At 60.9% G+C, this 16,991-nt stretch carries 14 protein-coding genes; 9 read left to right on the plus strand and 5 right to left on the minus strand.

The annotated features are described in order from the left end of the window. Positions 1-4 precede the first annotated feature (4 nt). The gene (locus JFT63_RS21020) at positions 5-1,630 is read left to right on the plus strand and encodes a methyl-accepting chemotaxis protein (protein ID WP_198844656.1); all 1,626 of its coding nucleotides are present in this window, start codon (positions 5-7) and stop codon (positions 1,628-1,630) included. A 712-nt stretch (positions 1,631-2,342) separates the two neighbouring features. Here JFT63_RS21020 and fabB read toward each other — a convergent pair. From fabB to JFT63_RS21045, 5 genes are all read right to left on the minus strand, one after another. Then, positions 2,343-3,563: a beta-ketoacyl-ACP synthase I gene (gene fabB, locus JFT63_RS21025; protein ID WP_012723103.1), complete on the minus strand. Its 1,221-nt coding sequence runs from the start codon at positions 3,561-3,563 to the stop codon at positions 2,343-2,345. 11 nt (positions 3,564-3,574) lie between these two features. Beyond that, positions 3,575-4,090 (minus strand): 3-hydroxyacyl-[acyl-carrier-protein] dehydratase FabA, encoded by a 516-nt coding sequence (gene fabA / locus JFT63_RS21030; RefSeq protein ID WP_003210552.1) that lies wholly within the window; start codon positions 4,088-4,090, stop codon positions 3,575-3,577. 249 nt (positions 4,091-4,339) lie between these two features. Further along, positions 4,340-6,241 (minus strand): ATP-binding protein, encoded by a 1,902-nt coding sequence (locus JFT63_RS21035; RefSeq protein ID WP_186563464.1) that lies wholly within the window; start codon positions 6,239-6,241, stop codon positions 4,340-4,342. Beyond that, a complete protein-coding gene (locus JFT63_RS21040; protein WP_198844657.1) occupies positions 6,238-7,167 on the minus strand; it encodes an ABC transporter substrate-binding protein in 930 nt (309 codons plus the stop codon). Before JFT63_RS21040 ends, JFT63_RS21035 begins: the two co-directional genes overlap by 4 nt. Position 7,168: 1 nt before the next feature. After that, complete coding sequence (locus JFT63_RS21045; protein ID WP_332875263.1) at positions 7,169-9,292, minus strand: TonB-dependent receptor plug domain-containing protein; 2,124 nt, start codon at positions 9,290-9,292, stop codon at positions 7,169-7,171. A gap of 195 nt (positions 9,293-9,487) precedes the next feature. Between JFT63_RS21045 and JFT63_RS21050 the strand changes: the two genes are divergently transcribed. From JFT63_RS21050 to JFT63_RS21085, 8 genes are all read left to right on the plus strand, one after another. Then, complete coding sequence (locus JFT63_RS21050; protein WP_198844658.1) at positions 9,488-10,513, plus strand: NAD(P)H-dependent glycerol-3-phosphate dehydrogenase; 1,026 nt, start codon at positions 9,488-9,490, stop codon at positions 10,511-10,513. Positions 10,514-10,523: 10 nt separating this feature from the next. Continuing rightward, entirely contained in the window at positions 10,524-10,871 is a 348-nt protein-coding gene (locus tag JFT63_RS21055; RefSeq protein ID WP_057703702.1) for a DUF4389 domain-containing protein, read from the plus strand. Then, entirely contained in the window at positions 10,868-11,323 is a 456-nt protein-coding gene (gene sixA, locus JFT63_RS21060) for a phosphohistidine phosphatase SixA (RefSeq protein ID WP_057703701.1), read from the plus strand. Before JFT63_RS21055 ends, sixA begins: the two co-directional genes overlap by 4 nt. An 871-nt stretch (positions 11,324-12,194) precedes the next feature. Continuing rightward, positions 12,195-13,844: an AMP-binding protein gene (locus JFT63_RS21065; RefSeq protein ID WP_057703700.1), complete on the plus strand. Its 1,650-nt coding sequence runs from the start codon at positions 12,195-12,197 to the stop codon at positions 13,842-13,844. A 30-nt stretch (positions 13,845-13,874) separates the two neighbouring features. Further along, complete coding sequence (locus tag JFT63_RS21070; protein ID WP_057703699.1) at positions 13,875-14,318, plus strand: hotdog fold thioesterase; 444 nt, start codon at positions 13,875-13,877, stop codon at positions 14,316-14,318. Positions 14,319-14,415: 97 nt separating this feature from the next. Further along, entirely contained in the window at positions 14,416-15,219 is an 804-nt protein-coding gene (locus JFT63_RS21075) for an alpha/beta fold hydrolase (RefSeq protein ID WP_198708768.1), read from the plus strand. Then, entirely contained in the window at positions 15,216-16,070 is an 855-nt protein-coding gene (locus tag JFT63_RS21080; protein WP_198844659.1) for an alpha/beta hydrolase, read from the plus strand. Before JFT63_RS21075 ends, JFT63_RS21080 begins: the two co-directional genes overlap by 4 nt. A gap of 102 nt (positions 16,071-16,172) precedes the next feature. Continuing rightward, on the plus strand, positions 16,173-16,991 hold the full coding sequence (locus JFT63_RS21085) for a DUF4892 domain-containing protein (protein WP_057703696.1): 819 nt from the start codon (positions 16,173-16,175) through the stop codon (positions 16,989-16,991).

The raw sequence follows: 16,991 nt of genomic DNA on the forward strand, positions 1-16,991 counted from the left end.
TGGCATGAATATCCGCAGTTTGAATATCGCCCCTCGCGCCGGCCTGGGCTTTGGTGTGCTGGCGTTGATGGTGTTCGTCTTGGGCGGCTTTGCCCTGTTGCAGATGGCTAATATGCGTCAGCAGTCGGACCAGGTGGAGACCAACTGGCTGCCCAGCGTAATGGCGGTGGGGGAGATGAATCAGGATGTGTTGCGCATTCGGGCGCTGACGTTGCGCTTGCTGGTCAACCGCGACCCCCAGGCGGTGGCGCAGAACGAGCAGAAAATCGCCGAGATCAAAACCGGTTTGCATCACGCTGAAGGCGTGTACGAGGCATTGATCGTCTTGCCTGAGGAGCGCGTGCTGTTTGATCGCTTCAAGCTCGAGCAGCAGCAGTACCTGCAACGCCAGGAGCAGGTGGTGGGCTTATCCAAGGCTAATCGGCTGGAGGACGCCATTGCGGTGGTCAATGGCGAAATGAATCAGATGGCCGACCAGATGGCCGTGACGCTGCGTGAGTTGGTCAATCTGAACAAGTCCAGCGCCAACGAGGCCGCCCGGCTGGCACAACACGTGTTCAGCCAGTCGCGGGTCTGGGTGATGGTCATGATTGGCGTCACGGCGTTGATCACGATCGGCCTGGCCGTGTGGCTGACGCGTAGCATCGTGCTACCGCTGGCGCAATCGTTGAAAGTAGCTCAGGGCGTTGCCAGCGGCGATTTAACTGGCGAGATCAAGCTCAGTGGCAGCGACGAGCCGGCGCGCTTGCAGCAGGCGCTCAAGCACATGCAGGAGAGCTTGCGCGACACTATCCGGCGCATATCAGAATCGTCGAACCAATTGGCGTCGGCTTCCGAAGAGCTCAGTTGCGTCACCGAGGATGCGACCCGTGGTTTGCACCAGCAGAACCAGGAAATCGAACAGGCGGCCACGGCAGTCAATCAGATGACGGCGGCGGTGGAGGAGGTGGCGAGCAATGCCGTGGCCACGTCCCAGGCGTCTCGCGAATCCGACCGCATTGCCCAGCAAGGGCGTGAACAGGTGCAGCAGACGGTGGTGTCGATTGAAGCACTCGCGACCGATGTGACTTCCAATGTGACCCAGGTCGAAGCGCTGGCGCAAAAGGTCTATGGCATCAGCACAGTGCTGGATGTGATTCGCTCGATTGCCGAGCAAACCAACTTGCTGGCATTGAAGGCGGCGATTGAAGCAGCGCGAGCGGGTGACGCCGGGCGCGGGTTTGCGGTGGTCGCCGATGAAGTGCGTGCCCTGGCCCATCGCACGCAACAGTCGACCCAGGAAATCGAGCAGATGATCAGCGGGATTCAGCAGGGCACCGACCAGGCTGTCAGCTCGATGCAACAGAGCAATACACGGGCGCGCTCCACACTGGACATCGCCAAATCGGCGGGCATGGCCCTGGAAGAGATTGCCTCGGCGTTTACCTTGATCAACGAACGCAATCTGGTGATCGCCAGTGCCTCGGAGCAGCAGGCGGCGGTGGCGCGGGAGGTGGATCGTAACTTGATGAATATCCGCGACCTGGCGCATCAGACTTCCACCGGCGCCAATCAGACCAGTGCAGCGAGCCAGGAGTTGTCGCGGTTGGCGGTGGATCTGAATTCGATGGTGGCGCGGTTTTCGGTGTAGGGCTGGGGGCCGGGTTGGCCCATTCGCATCATAGGTATCTACACAACTTGGTGGGCTGTAGCAGCAGACGGTAACCACGATGCGAAGCGAGTCGCTCTTGATCTGCTTTTGATCTTGATCTTAGGCGCCCCGTCAAACCACGCTGGCCGGAATTCGACAGGGATTTGGGGGGTAAACCGGCAGGGATGCCGGTTTAGCCGCCCCGCGCCATGGATGGCGCGTGGCGGCGGCCCCCCAAATCACTGGCGGATTACGGGCACACCGAGCCCAGGCGAGGTGCCGAGTGGTGGGGCAAGAGCGCTTTGCTTACTTTCGCGCTTTTCGAAAGTGAGCCGCCGTCAGGGCGGAACCCTAAGTGGCCGTTACCTAAATAACGGATATGTACGCGGTCAAATTCAACATCCCGGTTGGCTGTCAGGCCGTCTTCGCAGGCAAGCCAGCTCCCACATTTGGATTGCGGGGCGTCAGGTAGATAGGCGTCGGCTGTCAGGCCGTCACGGGAGCAAGCTCCCTCGCCACAGGTCCAGCGTCGCACCAAAGTTGTGTAGATACCTATGCCATTCGCAGGCAAGCCGGCTCCCACATTTGACTGTATTCACAATTCAAAGGTGGGAGCTGGCTTGCCTGCGATGAAGGCGACGCGGTTTCAAATCAAAGCACAAAAAAAGCCCCGAACCAGTCGGGGCTTTTTCATGTGATCAACCTGCGGGGCTTACTTGCCCTGCCAGCGTTTCAGTACCAGGGTGGCATTGGTGCCACCGAAGCCGAAGCTGTTGCTCATCACGGTGTCGATCTTGGCGTTTTCAACGGTCTTGGTCAGGATCGGCATATCGGCCACAACCGGATCAATTTCGTCGATGTTGGCCGAGCCGGCCATGAAGTTGCCTTCCATCATCAGCAGGCAGTAGATCGCTTCGTGAACGCCGGCGGCACCCAGGGAGTGACCCGACAGGCTCTTGGTCGAGCTGATGGCCGGCGCCTTGTCGCCGAATACCGCACGCACGCCTTCCATTTCCTTGGCGTCGCCGACCGGAGTCGAGGTGCCGTGGGTGTTCAGGTAGTCGATTGGGGTATCAACGGTGGACATGGCCATCTGCATGCAGCGGATCGCGCCTTCGCCGCTTGGGGCCACCATGTCGTAGCCGTCGGACGTCGCGCCGTAGCCGACGATTTCCGCGTAGATCTTGGCGCCACGGGCCAGAGCGTGTTCCAGCTCTTCAACCACGACCATGCCGCCACCGCCGGCGATGACGAAACCGTCACGCTTGGCGTCGTAGGCACGGGAGGCTTTTTCCGGGGTTTCGTTGTACTGAGTAGACAGTGCGCCCATGGCGTCGAACAGGAACGACTGGCTCCAATGCTCTTCTTCACCGCCGCCGGCGAAGACGATGTCCTGCTTGCCCAGCTGGATCTGCTCAACGGCAGTCCCGATGCAGTGGGCGCTGGTGGCGCACGCGGAAGAGATCGAGTAGTTCACGCCCTTGATGGCGAACGGAGTCGCCAGGCAGGCGGAAACGGTGCTGCCCATGGTCCGTGTTACACGGTACGGGCCAACGCGCTTCACGCCTTTTTCGCGCAGGATATCCAGCGCTTCCATCTGGTTGAGGGTCGATGCGCCGCCGGAGCCGGCAATCAGGCCGGTGCGTACGTTCGAAACCTGGTCTTCGCTCAGGCCCGAATCGGCGATCGCGTCTTTCATGGCCAGGTAGGCGTAGGCGGCAGCGTGGCCGACGAAGCGATAGATCTTGCGATCGATCAGTTCTTCGAGGGGCAGGTCGATGGAGCCGGAAACCTGGCTACGCAGACCCATTTCGGCATATTCCGGGTTGAAGCGGATGCCAGGGCGACTTGCACGCAGGTTAGCGGTGACGGTCTCTTTGTCATTGCCCAGGCAAGAAACGATGCCCAGACCAGTGATAACGACGCGGCGCATGCGGATAACCCTTAAAAGTTGTCAGTGGAAGTGAATACGCCGACCCGAAGGCCTTCGGCAGTATAGATCTCGCGACCGTCGACAGTTACCGAACCGTCGGCAATGGCCAGGTTCAGCTTGCCCTTGAGGACGCGCTTGATTTGAATGTTGTAGGTGACTTTCTTGGCGGTCGGCAGGACCTGGCCAAAGAACTTCACTTCGCCCGAACCCAGGGCGCGACCGCGGCCCGGCAGGCCTTGCCAGCCCAGGTAGAAGCCGACCAGTTGCCACATGGCGTCGAGGCCCAGGCAGCCTGGCATCACAGGATCGCCTTCGAAGTGGCAGGCGAAGAACCACAGGTCCGGGGTGATATCCAGCTCGGCGACCAATTCACCTTTGCCGTACTTGCCACCTTCTTCGCTGATATGGGTGATGCGGTCCACCATCAGCATGTTCGGGGCGGGCAGTTGCGCGTTACCTGGGCCGAACAGCTCACCGCGACTGCAGCGCAGCAGGTCTTCCCGAGTAAAGGCGTTTTGTTTGGTCATGCGAGCTCCTCAATAATCCCATGCGGCTGGGTTGGGCAAATCTTCCCGAACCGAATGAAGCGTTCATGCCTCATAGCGGCAGCCTACACATAGACTATTGCGTTGTAGTGAAAGTCACAGCGGCAAGGCACTGAATGTACACTTGTTCACTGAAAATTTAAACCGGACCTGTTTATCGGCCCGTTCGGGTGCCTAAGACTGCCGCACTTTCGTCTTTCACGCCAGTCGCAGTTGGCTGATGGCGCGGCGCTATTGCACCCAGCGTTGCAGGATTTGCTGCAAATCCGTGCGTTTGAACGGCTTGGCCAGGTAATCGTTCATTCCGGCTGCCAGGCAGGCTTCGCGGTCGCCCTGCAAGGCATTGGCCGTCAGGGCGATGATCGGCAGATCGGCGCAGCCAGGCAGTTGGCGAATCTGGCGAGTGGCTTCGTAGCCGTCGATCAATGGCAGCCGGCAATCCATCAGGATAGCGGTAAAAATCAGGCTCTCGGCGCTGCGGATCGCCTCGGCGCCGTCGGTGGCCAGGCTGACTTCAAAGCCCAGGCTGCGCAGCATTGCTTCGACCACGGTGCGGTTGACCGGGTTGTCTTCGACCAGCAACACGTGGCGTCCATCGCCGGCACTGGCCTTGCCGAGGGCGTCGGGCGCAATGGCTTGTACTTGCTGCTGATCGATGGCCAGCGGAATTTCCAGGGTAAACACCGAGCCCCGGCCTTCTTCGCTTTGGGCCCGCAAGGTACCCCCCATGCGTTCGGCCAGCGTGCGGGCGATGGGCAGGCCCAGGCCAGTACCGCCGTAGCGCCTGGAAATGGAGCTGTCGGCCTGCTGAAACGCATCGAACATCATCTCCAGGCGCTCGGCGCAAATACCGATACCGCTGTCGCGCACGGTGCAGGTGAACCACACCAGTTCATGGTCCAGGGTTTGCCAATGGGGCTCGACGGTCACGCTGCCGCGTTCGGTAAATTTCAACGCATTGCCGATCAGGTTGACCAGGATCTGCCGGATCCGCGTCGGATCGCCTCGCACCCGCAGGGCCTCCATACCTGCCGGAATCGGCAGTTCCAGGCTCAGCCCGCGTTGCTGGGCACTGTGCTGGAAGGCTTGGGCGCAACTGTTGATCAGGTCCGCAAGATTGAACGCAATATGTTCAAGTTCCAGGGCGGCGCGCTCAATGCGTGAGAAGTCGAGAATATCGTTGATCACCTTGAGCAGGTGCTCGGTGGACTCGGAAGCCAGCGCCGCGTACTCGGTCTGTTCGGCAGTCATGTCGGTGGTTTCCAGCAGTTGCAGCATACCCAGCACACCATTCATGGGCGTGCGCAGTTCATGGCTCATCATCGCCAGGAAATCCGACTTGGCGTTGTTTGCGCGCTCGGCTTCTTCGCGGGTCTGGATCAACTGGGCCATGGCCTGTTGCTGCTCGCGACTGGCCTGGTTCAGGCCCTCGGCCAGGTTGTTGATATGCCGCGAGAGGTCTCCCAACTCCGAGTCATCGACAATCGGCAGCGGGGTTTTGTAATCGCCTTGCTGGATAGCCTTGACCGCATGGCCCATGGCACTGATCGGCTGCGACAGGCTTGCCGCCAGGCGGCGTGCCAGCAGGAAGGTAAACAGCAAGGCGAACAGTGCCAGGATCCCGGCCTTGAACAGGATTTCTTGCTGGCGCTGGCTGAACGCGTCGTTGGACATGCCGACAATCACCCGCCCCAGGTAGTCGGCTCGGGGAGCCTTGGGTTCGTTGAGGTTGTCCTGGAAAAAGTCATTGTTGAGCTGGATGTGTTGCAAGCGAATTGGCGCCTGAAACACCTTCACAGACAGCGAACGGTCGTGTCTTTCCGACGGCTGCTCGACATACACCAGGATGTTCTCGGCGCTGTTCTGAATCTCCAGGAAACGCACGTGGGGCGTGGCCAAGGTCGCACGCAGCAGCGCTTCAAGCACATCGTTGTTGCCGGAAATCACGCCGTATTCAGTGGCGGGCGCCAATTGGTTGGCGATCAATTGGCCGGTGTGGTCCAGTTCCTGGCGCAAGTCCTGGATCCGCACGAAAGTAAAGAAGCTGATCAACAGCAGGGTCAACAATAACGCAGGGCCCAGGGTAATGAGCTGGGTGCGAGTGTTGATATCCCAACGGCGACGCAAGGTCATGGGCGTTTCTCTCCTTGGGCCAAGCGGGCGGCGACGGCGCTTTCATCAACCTGTTCGATGCCCAGTGAGCGCGCAACTTGCGGGTTGCCCACGACTTTGAAGTGTTGCGGGTACAACGTATGCGGCCAATTGGCAGGCGGGTGATCCAGCAGGCGGTCGAGCACGGCGAGCCAATCGGGCTGATCGCTGTAGGTGCTGGCCAGGCTGCCGGCCCGGACAAACCCGGCATTGGGCCCGATCAGTGGCAGCTGTTGGGCGTAGCTGCTCAGCAACAGGTTTTTTACCGTTTTGGGGTTGTACAGTTGCGGGTCGTCAAGACCGAGCAGCACGTCGCTGTTCTTGAACAGGGTTTGCAGCGGGCGGCTGTCACTGGTGTTGTCCCAGAGCTGAGGCACGATTTCCAGGCCCAGGGGGGTGGCGAGCTCAATCAGCTCGTGCAGCAGGAATTCACTGTCGGCACCGTAAAGCACACCAATACGTCGTGCCTGCGGGAGGATGTCGGCGACCAGGCGCAGTTGACGCTCCAGCGGCGGATCGCTCCACAACAGGCTGATTTTGGCCGGGTGCGTATTGCCCAGGCGTTGCTGCGCCTGCAGGCGGCTGATGCGCAGCACCAGGGTCGGCGGGCCCTGGGTGTCCAGCAGGCGCCAATCGAGGCTGGGCAGATCCAGAAGAATCAAGCGAGTGCCGGCGGGCAATTGGCTCGGTGCCGGCAAGTCCTTGAGTGGGGTGAAGCTGACCTGGTCGTCGGGGCGCTGCTGGGCAAGGGCCTGGGTGAAGGCTTGCACCCCGGCGCCGTCTTCGGCAGCTGTCAGCAGAATATCGGCACTCCACGCCGGCACCGCCAGCAGCAGGCACGCGAGCAGCACGCCACGGCGCCACAATCGTGAAGGCAGCAAGAGGGTCATCCGTGACTGATCGGCCATGTCAGAAGTCCAGCCCCGCGCTGAAGTAAAGAACGTGACGATGGTCGTAATTGTTTTCGGCCCAGGTGGTGGGCTGGTCATCAAGGCGTTGCTGCAACATGCCGGCCAGTTCCACATTGGTTTTGCCCACGGCAATGCGCTTGGCTACGCGCAGGTCGACCCGTTGGAAGCGATACTGATTAAGGGCGTCGTCGCCATAGTAGAACACTGCGCTGGACCACCCCTGGCCCCACTCCCGCAGCCAACCGGCCGAGCCGCTGTTACGCGCAGTTTGCACCTTGTCCCGGGGGTTGCTGGAGGCCGCGTCGACGTAAGCGTAGGTCAGGCGCAGGCGATCGGCGTTGCTCATGCGCCAGTCGAATTGTGATTCGGCACCGGTAAAACGCGAGCTGTTGGCGTTGCTGGCGATGTATTGGTTGTTGCGCAGCGGTGAGCTGATCATGTCGGTGATTTCGTCATAGAACAGCTTCACGTCGACATTCAGCCCCAGGTCGGCAAAGAACCCGTTGTAGCCCAGTTCCCGGGAGCGCATCAACTCTTTATCGAGGTCGCCAGGGCCGCGCGTCACGACAAAATATTGCCCGGAGTTTTGCCCATAGGCCGGGGAGCTGAGGTTGTTGACGCGGTAGCTCCAATTGACGTTGTTCTCGAACATGTCCGGCGAGCGGATCGCCTCGGAGTAAACCGCCCGCAACCCGTGACGCGGGTTGATCAGGTAATTGACCGCCACACGCGGCGTCAGAGAGTCGCCGCTCAGGTGACTGTCTTCGTACATGGCGCCGCCCTGCAGCAGCCAGTGTTCGCTGGCCCGCCATTCCAGGTGCCCGAACAGGCGCCAGGTGGTGTCGTCCAGGGTTCCATTGAAGTAGGTGTCCGAGTCGGCGCGGTCATAGCGATAATTCGCGCCGCTGACCAGGCGCAGGCTGTCGGAGAGGCTGAAGGTGTCCTGGATCTCCAGGTCGTAGCGGCTTTCGCGGGTGCTTTGGTCGATATCACCGCAGACGGTGTCCTTGCCGCCGTGGTTTTTCCATTGATCCAGCACCTGGTTGGCCAACGCCTGCTCGGCGGCGCTTCCGGGAGGCGGGGAACCCTGGCTGTAGCTATCCATGTGCCGCGCCAACAGTTCGGCATAGTTGGGGTTGAGTTGCCACAACTGGGTCAACTGCGGGCTGAACGAGACCTTGGCATCACAGGCTTTCCAGACCTGTCGGCGGTCCCATTGCTGGGCTGAACCCTGGATATACAGACTGTGATCGGGGTTGAAATCGAAATTCCAGCGTAAAGAGCCTGCGTAATCCTTGGCCACGACATCGGAATTGCTGCCGCCTTCGCTAATCCCGTCAAACACTGGAGTGTAGGTATAAGGGCGCTGATTGGTGCCTTCCTTGGCATTGAGTTGCCAGTCGATACTTTGTTGCGCGTTCAGCGTCTGGCTCACCGCCAGGCTGAAACGGTTGAGACGCCGACCGTCACGGCGGTCGGCGCCGACCGCGTCGCTGTCAAAACCATCGTCCTGCTGCCCGGACAGGGACAGGCGCAAATCGCCGGTTTCCCAACCCACGCCCTGGCTGGCATAGAAGTCGTTGATCCCACGTTCGCCGCGGGTGACCTTCACCCGTGAGCCCTGGCTGTTGGCGGGGGAACGGGTGAGGATGTTGACCACCGCCATCAGTGCGTTGGCGCCATAGCTGACGGTGTTGGGGCCGCGAAATACCTCGATGCGTTCGATATCTTCCATGGCTACCGGGATATCGCTCCAGTCCACCGTCGCCAGGCCGGCGCGGTACACCGAGCGGCCGTCGATCAGCACCTGCATCCGCCGCGCATCACTGGCGCTGGTGCCGTGGTAGTTCACCGACGCCTGGTTGCCGGTGGTGTAGCCGACCATCATCCCGGGCACCAGCCGCAGCAATTCCGCGATGTCTCTGGCGCCGCTGGCCTTGATCAGCTCACTGTCGATCACCGTCATGCTGCCGGGCACAGCGGCGGCCGATTGCTTGAGGCGCGTGGCGGTCAACACCTGCGGCAGCGGCTGGCTGTCGAGAAACAGATCGTCAGCCAGTGCAGGTACGCTGCACAACAGCATCAACCATAGAGATGAGCGAGGAGGAGGGCCCAGGTACACGGCACGGCCTTGTTAATGACGGATAGCCGCCCATGTTAACTGAGGTGGGGCTATTTGCCAGTCGTCGGACTTGCAATTACTTCGTACAAACGTGGCATTTTCCGACAAGTGCGCGAATTGATACGGGGGCTGGCCGCAAGCCGGGCGCCCCGTATAATGCCGCCATCGCCATTGGTATGGATTAACGGATTGCATATGACTCAACAGCGCCCTATTGCGGTCCTGGGAGGCGGAAGTTTTGGCACCGCCGTGGCTAACCTGCTGGCCGAGAACGGCCATGCCGTACGTCAGTGGATGCGTGACCCCGAGCAGGCTGAAGCCATCCGCGTGCACCGGGAAAACCCCCGTTACCTTAAAGGCATCAAGATTCATCCGGTCGTCGAACCGGTCACCGACCTGCTGGAAACCCTCACCGCCTGCGACCTGTGCTTTGTCGCGCTGCCCTCCAGCGCCTTGCGCTCAGTGTTGGCGCCGCACGCCGAGCGCCTGGCCGGCAAGTTGCTGGTCAGCTTGACCAAAGGCATTGAGGCTCAGACGTTCAAGTTGATGAGTGAAATCCTCACCGAGATCGCCCCACGGGCGCGCATTGGCGTGCTGTCCGGGCCGAACCTGGCGCGGGAGGTGGCCGAACACGCCTTGACCGCCACGGTGGTCGCCAGTGAAGACGAAGCCTTGTGTGAGCGGGTACAGGCCGTGCTGCATGGCCGTACCTTCCGGGTTTACGCCAGCGCCGATCGCTTTGGCGTCGAGTTGGGCGGGGCGCTGAAAAACGTCTACGCCATCATTGCAGGCATGGCCGTTGCCCTGGGCATGGGGGAAAACACCAAAAGTATGCTGATCACCCGCGCGCTGGCCGAGATGACCCGCTTTGCGGTGAACCAGGGCGCCAACCCGATGACGTTCCTGGGCCTTGCGGGCGTGGGCGACTTGATCGTCACCTGCTCATCGCCCAAAAGCCGCAACTATCAGGTAGGTTTTGCCCTGGGCCAAGGGCTGAGCCTAGAAGACGCCGTGACCCGCCTTGGCGAAGTGGCCGAAGGGGTCAACACCCTCAAGGTACTGAAAGCCAAGGCCCAGGAAGTGGGTGTGTATATGCCGCTGGTCGCCGGTTTGCACGCGATCCTGTTCGAAGGGCGCACCTTGGAACAGGTCATCGAGTTGTTGATGCGGGCCGAACCCAAGACCGATGTCGACTTTATTTCCACCAGTGGTTTCAACTGAGGAACGCGCCATGAACGATCCGAAAGCAGCCCCCAAATATGAGTCGATTGCCTTGCGTATCCTGTGGATGCTGGTGTTTGCGCTGGTGTGGCAGGTGGCGCAATTCCTGCTCGGCGCGTTGGTGGTGGTGCAACTGATTTACCGGCTTGTCTACGGTGCGCCGAACCTGGGCCTGATGAATTTTGGCGACAGCCTCAGTCAGTTCCTGGCGCAGATCGGTCGCTTTGGCAGCTTCCACACCGACCAAAAGCCTTGGCCGTTTGCCGATTGGCCAACTCCGCGCGCACCCGAAGGCGAGGTCGCCCACAGCGTACCGCCGGCACCGCATCCGGTGCGTGATGAAGAGCCGAAGCTATGAAGTTGTGGGTTTTGCGCCACGGCGAGGCCCAAGGGCACGCTCGTACGGATGCCGAACGCAACCTCACCGAGCATGGCCGTGCCGAAGTTTTGCGCAGTGCAGCGCACCTGATCGGGCAGCCGCTCAGTGCCATCATCGCCAGCCCTTACGTACGGGCGCAGCAGACGGCTCAATTGGTGCGCGAAGCGTTGGGGTTCGAGCCGGCCATTCGCACGGTGCCGTGGTTGACGCCCGATGGTGATGTTCAGCAGGTGCTGAGGGAACTTGATACTGATGACAACGTGTTGCTGGTCAGCCATCAGCCTTTGGTGGGCAGCTTGATCAGTTTTTTGCAGCATGGGCATCAGCGTCAGCCGCAGCCGATGTATACGGCGAGCCTGGCGGAGCTTGAGGGGGACTTTCCGCTCGCGGGTTTGATGAGCCTGGTGGGGGTGAAGAATCCCACGGCATAAGGGGCGAGGCTGAGCCTGTGGCGAGGGAGCTTGCTCCCGTGACGGCGTGTAAGTCGCCGAATCTATATCTGATGTGCTGGGGTCCAAATGTGGGAGGGGGGCCCCCGATGGCCATGGGTATCTACACAACTTTTGTAGCCGCTGCCGACGCTAACCACGATGCGAAGCGAGCCGCTCTTGCTCTTGCTCTGCTTTTGATCTTGATCTTAGGCGCCCCGTCAAACCACGCTGGCCGGAATTCGACAGGGATTTGGGGGGTAAACCGGCAGGGATGCCGGTTTAGCCGCCCCGCGCCATGGATGGCGCGTGGCGGCGGCCCCCCAAATCACTGTCGGATTACGGGCACACCGAGCCTAAGCGAGGTGCCGAGTGGTGGGGCAAGAGCGTTTTGCTTACTTTTGCGCTTTTCAAAAGTGAGCCGCCGTAAGGGCGGAACCCATAGCAGCCGTTACCCAAATAACGGATATGTACTCGATCTGATCCAACATCCTGACCGGCTGCCAGGCCGCCATCGGGGGCAAGCCCCCTCCCACAAGTCGGGCGTCGCACCAAAGAGTTGTGTAGATACCTATGCCCCGATGGCGGCCTTAGGACCGGCCAGGATTGGATCAAATCGAGACATATCCGTTATTTAGGTAAAGGCCACTTGGGTTCCGCCCTGTCGAATTCCGGCCAGCGTGGTTTGACGGGGCGCCTAAGATCAAAAGCAGATCAAAAGCAGATCAAGAGCAAGAGCGGCTCGCTTCGCATCGTGGTTACGGTTGGTCGCTGCTTTACTTCGCTTAGCAGGCCTTTGGCTTTGTGTGTGCTATACAGTCAACCAAGCAAGTGCTTGGTTGGCTGTATCTCGGATCACAAAGGAGCGCGTCCCATGCCTGTCGCTTTTCGTTTGCCGTTGCAGGTCTTCTTCGAGCGTGAAGCGCGGCATCCGCGTAAGGTTTTTCTGGTGCAGCCCATGGACGGTGGCGAGGTGCAGACGCTTACCTGGGGGGACGTCGGCCATCAGGCCCGTTGTGCCGCTCACTGGTTGCGCGCTCGGGAGTTGCCGCCGGGTTCGCACATTGCTCTGATTTCGAAAAACTGCGCGCACTGGATAATTGCCGATCTGGCGATCTGGATGGCCGGGCATGTGTCGGTGCCGCTTTATCCCAACCTTACCGCCGATTCTGTTGCTCATGTGCTGACCCATTCCGAGGCGGCGCTGGCGTTGATCGGCAAGCTGGATGACTGGCCGGCCATGGCGCCGGGCATTCCGGCGGGTGTGGCGACCATCAGCCTGCCGCTGTGCCCGGCAGGGCGTTTCGATTTTAGTTGGGCTGATCTGCAAGGCTGCTCACCGATCCAGGACAACCCCGAGTGCGTTGCCTCGACACTGGCCACCATCGTCTATACCTCCGGAACGACCGGCTTGCCGAAGGGTGTGATGCAAACGTTCGGGGCACTGGGCTTCGCCGCCACTCGCGGGACCGAGTTGTTTGGCTTGGGGGAGGGTGATCGGCTGCTGTCTTACCTGCCGCTGTGCCATGTGGCCGAACGCATGTTTGTGGAAATGGCGTCGATCTATACCGGACAAACCGTATTTTTCGCTGAAAGCCTGGAAACCTTCCTGACAGATTTGCGCAGGGCACGGCCGACGGCCTTGTTTGGCGTGCCGCGTATCTGGACCCGGTTTCAGTTGGGTGTCTACGCCAAGCTGCCGGAAAAACGCCTCGACACCCTGTTACGCCTGCCTTTTATCGGCAAGCGTGTCGGTCATAAGGTGCTGGCGGGCCTGGGGCTGGATGCGCTGCGTATTGCCCTGTCCGGCGCGGCACCGGTGCCCGAGGCCTTGCTGCGTTGGTATCAGCGCCTGGGCCTGGACGTGCTGGAAGTGTATGGCATGAGTGAAAACTGCGGCTATTCCCATGTGTGCCGCCCCGGCGCCCAGAAGCTGGGTTGGATCGGCCTGCCATGCCCAGGCGTGGAAGTGCGCATCGACCCATCAGGCGAAGTGCAGGTGCGCAGCGGCGCGACCATGCTGGGCTACTTCAAGGACCCGCAAAAAACCGCCGAGACGCTCACCGAAGATGGCTTCCTGCGTACCGGCGACAAGGGTGAGCAGGACGCAGAGGGCCGTCTGCGCTTGACCGGGCGCCTCAAGGAAATTTTCAAGACCAGCAAAGGCAAATACGTGGCTCCGGCGCCGATTGAAAATCGCCTGGCCGAACACGCAAGCATCGAACAGGTCTGTGTGGTCGGCGAAGGGCTTGGCGCACCGATCGGGCTATGCGTGTTATCCGCTCAGGGCCAGGACCGGCAAACGCTTGAAACCCACCTTGAACACTGGCTGGCACAGGTCAACGCCGGGTTGGATAAGCATGAGCGCTTGCGCCAATTAGTGGTGGTGAAAGACAGTTGGGCGGTGGAAAACGGCTTTCTCACGCCGACTTTGAAGATCAAGCGCAACGTGATCGAGTCGACGTACGGGGCACAATTGCACAGTTGGAGCGAGCGCGCCGAAGCCGTTCTGTGGCAGGATTAGGGCCGTAATAAAACCAACAAGGACAACCCTATGAGCCTGTGGCGCACCCAACCGAATATCGATCAACTCAACGCGATCCAGAAAAACACCATTGGTGAGTTGCTGGATATTCGTTTCGAAAGCTTCGACGAGCACTCCCTCACTGCCAGCATGGTGGTTGATCACCGCACTCATCAGCCCTACGGCCTGCTGCACGGTGGCGCCTCGGTGGTGCTGGCCGAGAGCGTCGGCTCCATGGCTGCTTACCTGTGCATCGATGCCAGCAAATTCTATTGCGTGGGCCTTGAGGTCAATGCCAATCATCTGCGTGGCGTGCGCAGCGGGCGGGTGACGGCGGTGGCCAAGGCTATCCATATCGGGCGCACAACCCAGGTATGGGACATCCGCCTGAGCAGCGATGATGGCAAGGCCAGTTGCGTCTCGCGCCTGACCATGGCCGTGGTGCCGCTGGGCGAAAATCCGCCGGCGCGATAGGCGTGGCGTGAGTGTCATCATTCCTGGCAGTTACAGTCATTGCTGTAGAGGACTGGCATGGTGACAATCAACCTCTGTTTTTATCGATGGAACCTGTATGTCGCAGCACGTGTTTTTTACCCACGCCAATGGCTTCCCTTCGGCCACTTACGGCAAGCTGTTCGCCGCGCTGGCCCCGGAATATGCGGTGGCGCATTTGCCGCAGCACGGTCACGACCCCAGGTTCCCGGTGGATGATAACTGGCAGAACCTGGTGGACGAGTTGATCCACCACCTTGAGCAACAGCCGGAGCCCGTGTGGGGCGTCGGCCATTCCCTCGGTGGCGTGCTGCACCTGCACGCGGCCATGCGTTGCCCGCAGTTGTACCGTGGCGTGGTGATGCTCGATTCGCCAGTGCTCACCCGTGCCGACCGCTGGGTGATCCGCGCCGCCAAGCGCTTTGGTTTTATCGATCGACTGACACCGGCCGGGCGCACCCTTGGCCGACGTGAAGAATTCACCGACCTGGACACCGCGCGCAGTTACTTCGCCGGCAAGACCCTGTTTCGTGGCTTCGACCCCGAATGTTTTGACGCGTATTTGCAGCATGGCCTGCAGCAAGTCGGCGACCGTCTGCGCCTGCGCTTCGACCCCGCTACTGAAATCAGCATCTACCGCGGCGTGCCGCACACCAGCCCGGGCCAGGTACGCCAGCTTAAAGTGCCGCTGGCCGTGGTACGTGGTCGTCAGAGCCGAGTGGTCATGCGTCACCATGCCAGCGGCGTCGACCGCTTGCCCATGGGCGAAATGCTCACCATGCCGGGTGGTCATATGTTCCCTCTGGAACGCCCCCAGGACACGGCGGCCTTGATCAAGAACCTGTTCGCCCGCTGGCAAGCCCGCGAGCGCAATTGCGCATGAGTACGCCGGTCGAAGAAGTCCGCCTGAGTCTTGCGCATATCGAATTGGCCGCGCACCTGTTCGGGCCCGAGGACGGCCTGCCGGTGATTGCCCTGCATGGCTGGCTGGACAACGCCAACAGTTTTGCGCGCCTGGCGCCGAAGCTGCACGGGTTGCGCGTCATCGCTCTGGATATGGCGGGGCACGGGCATTCGGCTCATCGTCCGGCAGGAGCCGGTTATGCCTTGTGGGATTACGTCTACGACGTACTGCAGGTGGCCGAACAACTGGAATTGAAACGTTTTGCATTACTTGGCCACTCCCTGGGCGCTATCGTCTCGCTGGTGTTGGCCGGGGCGCTGCCGGAGCGAGTAACGCACCTGGGTTTGATCGACGGTGTGATCCCTCCGACCGCCAGTGGCGAGAATGCAGCCGAGCGTCTGGGCATGGCCTTGCAGGCGCAACTGAACCTGCAGGACAAGCGCAAGCCGGTTTACAACACCCTCGAAAAAGCGGTTGAAGCACGCATGAAAGGCGTGGTGGCGGTCAGTCGTGAGGCGGCGCAACTGCTGGCCCAGCGCGGTTTGATGCCGGTGCCGGGCGGTTACACCTGGCGCAGCGACAGTCGCCTGACCCTGGCATCGCCGGTGCGTCTGACCGATGAACAGGCCATGGCTTTCGTGCGGCGCGTAAGTTGCCCGGCGCAGTTGGTGGTGGCGGCTGATGGTATGTTGGCGAAACATCCCGAATTGCTTTCTCAGCTACCCTTCAGCGTTACCACGCTGCCAGGTGGCCATCATTTGCACCTGAATGATGAGCCCGGCGCCGCTCTTGTTGCAGACTGTTTCAATCGGTTCTTCTCCACGCCTTGACTTGGCGGGGTCAACTGCCGAGGCTGGGCGGATTGAAAGGGAGTCAACCATGAACACACTCAATACTGCTGTGACCACCATTGGCCAGGGCTCATCAATCCGATGAGCCTGGGTAAAGGATGTATCCGTGCCCTTGGCCTTTGTTGTTTCAGCCCCCTGGTGTTTGCCGCCGATGTGCCGGGCAGCCAGGATTTACCTGCCGTGTCCCGCCAGGTAGACGCGCAAATCGTCGATTATCGCCCCGCTGAAGAAAAGGAACGCATCTACCCCATGGGCGCAATCCGCAAGATCAGCGGCCAGTTGCGTTATGAAGGCCAGGCCATCGCGCGTGGCCAAGCCACTGCCATCACCTATGAATTGCCCGCGGAGCACAGCTCCAGCGCCGCCTTTACCGCAACGCGCGAAGCCTTGCAGGCCAAGGGCGCGCAGCTGTTGTTCTGGTGCCAGGCCCGCGATTGCGGCGAGAGCAGCCTGTGGGCCAATGAAGTGTTCGGCAACGCCAAGTTAGTGGGGGCCGACGGCCAGCAGGAATACCTGCTGCTGCGCCTGGCCGCCCCGCAGGACAACTCGCTGGTCGCGCTGTACGGCATCACCCGCGGCAACCGACGCGCCTACCTGCATGTGGAACAACTCGACGCCAACGCGCCCTTGGGTCATTTGCTGCCCACCTCGGCCACCCTGTTGCGAGAGCTTAAAAGCACGGGCGAGCTGGACTTGCCTGCGTTGGCCGCCGAGCCTGATGATACGTGGCTGACCTTGATTTCCCGGGGATTGAACCTGGATACCACCCTGCGTGTAAGCCTGACCGGCCCGAAAGCCGAGGCCTGGCGCCAGGCCCTGGTCGACAGGGGCGTGCGCGCCGCACGCCTGGAAACCGGCAGCGGTGACGCTAAGGGTTTGCACCTGCATCTGATACGCTGA

The organism is Pseudomonas sp. MF7453 (genome assembly GCF_016405455.1).
GTDB classification, from domain to species: Bacteria; Pseudomonadota; Gammaproteobacteria; order Pseudomonadales; family Pseudomonadaceae; genus Aquipseudomonas; species Aquipseudomonas paralactis.

Excerpts from the sequence above, each read along its gene's own strand:
- JFT63_RS21080 (WP_198844659.1), top strand. The coding sequence starts at position 15,216 with ATGAGTACGCCGGTCGAAGAAGTCCGCCTGAGTCTTGCGCATATCGAA.
- sixA (WP_057703701.1), top strand. The coding sequence starts at position 10,868 with ATGAAGTTGTGGGTTTTGCGCCACGGCGAGGCCCAAGGGCACGCTCGT.
- JFT63_RS21065 (WP_057703700.1), top strand. The coding sequence starts at position 12,195 with ATGCCTGTCGCTTTTCGTTTGCCGTTGCAGGTCTTCTTCGAGCGTGAA.
- JFT63_RS21085 (WP_057703696.1), top strand. The coding sequence starts at position 16,173 with ATGAGCCTGGGTAAAGGATGTATCCGTGCCCTTGGCCTTTGTTGTTTC.
- JFT63_RS21040 (WP_198844657.1), bottom strand. The coding sequence starts at position 7,167 with ATGGCCGATCAGTCACGGATGACCCTCTTGCTGCCTTCACGATTGTGG.
- JFT63_RS21035 (WP_186563464.1), bottom strand. The coding sequence starts at position 6,241 with ATGACCTTGCGTCGCCGTTGGGATATCAACACTCGCACCCAGCTCATT.
- JFT63_RS21070 (WP_057703699.1), top strand. The coding sequence starts at position 13,875 with ATGAGCCTGTGGCGCACCCAACCGAATATCGATCAACTCAACGCGATC.
- JFT63_RS21075 (WP_198708768.1), top strand. The coding sequence starts at position 14,416 with ATGTCGCAGCACGTGTTTTTTACCCACGCCAATGGCTTCCCTTCGGCC.
- JFT63_RS21050 (WP_198844658.1), top strand. The coding sequence starts at position 9,488 with ATGACTCAACAGCGCCCTATTGCGGTCCTGGGAGGCGGAAGTTTTGGC.
- JFT63_RS21055 (WP_057703702.1), top strand. The coding sequence starts at position 10,524 with ATGAACGATCCGAAAGCAGCCCCCAAATATGAGTCGATTGCCTTGCGT.
- JFT63_RS21020 (WP_198844656.1), top strand. The coding sequence starts at position 5 with ATGAATATCCGCAGTTTGAATATCGCCCCTCGCGCCGGCCTGGGCTTT.
- fabB (WP_012723103.1), bottom strand. The coding sequence starts at position 3,563 with ATGCGCCGCGTCGTTATCACTGGTCTGGGCATCGTTTCTTGCCTGGGC.
- fabA (WP_003210552.1), bottom strand. The coding sequence starts at position 4,090 with ATGACCAAACAAAACGCCTTTACTCGGGAAGACCTGCTGCGCTGCAGT.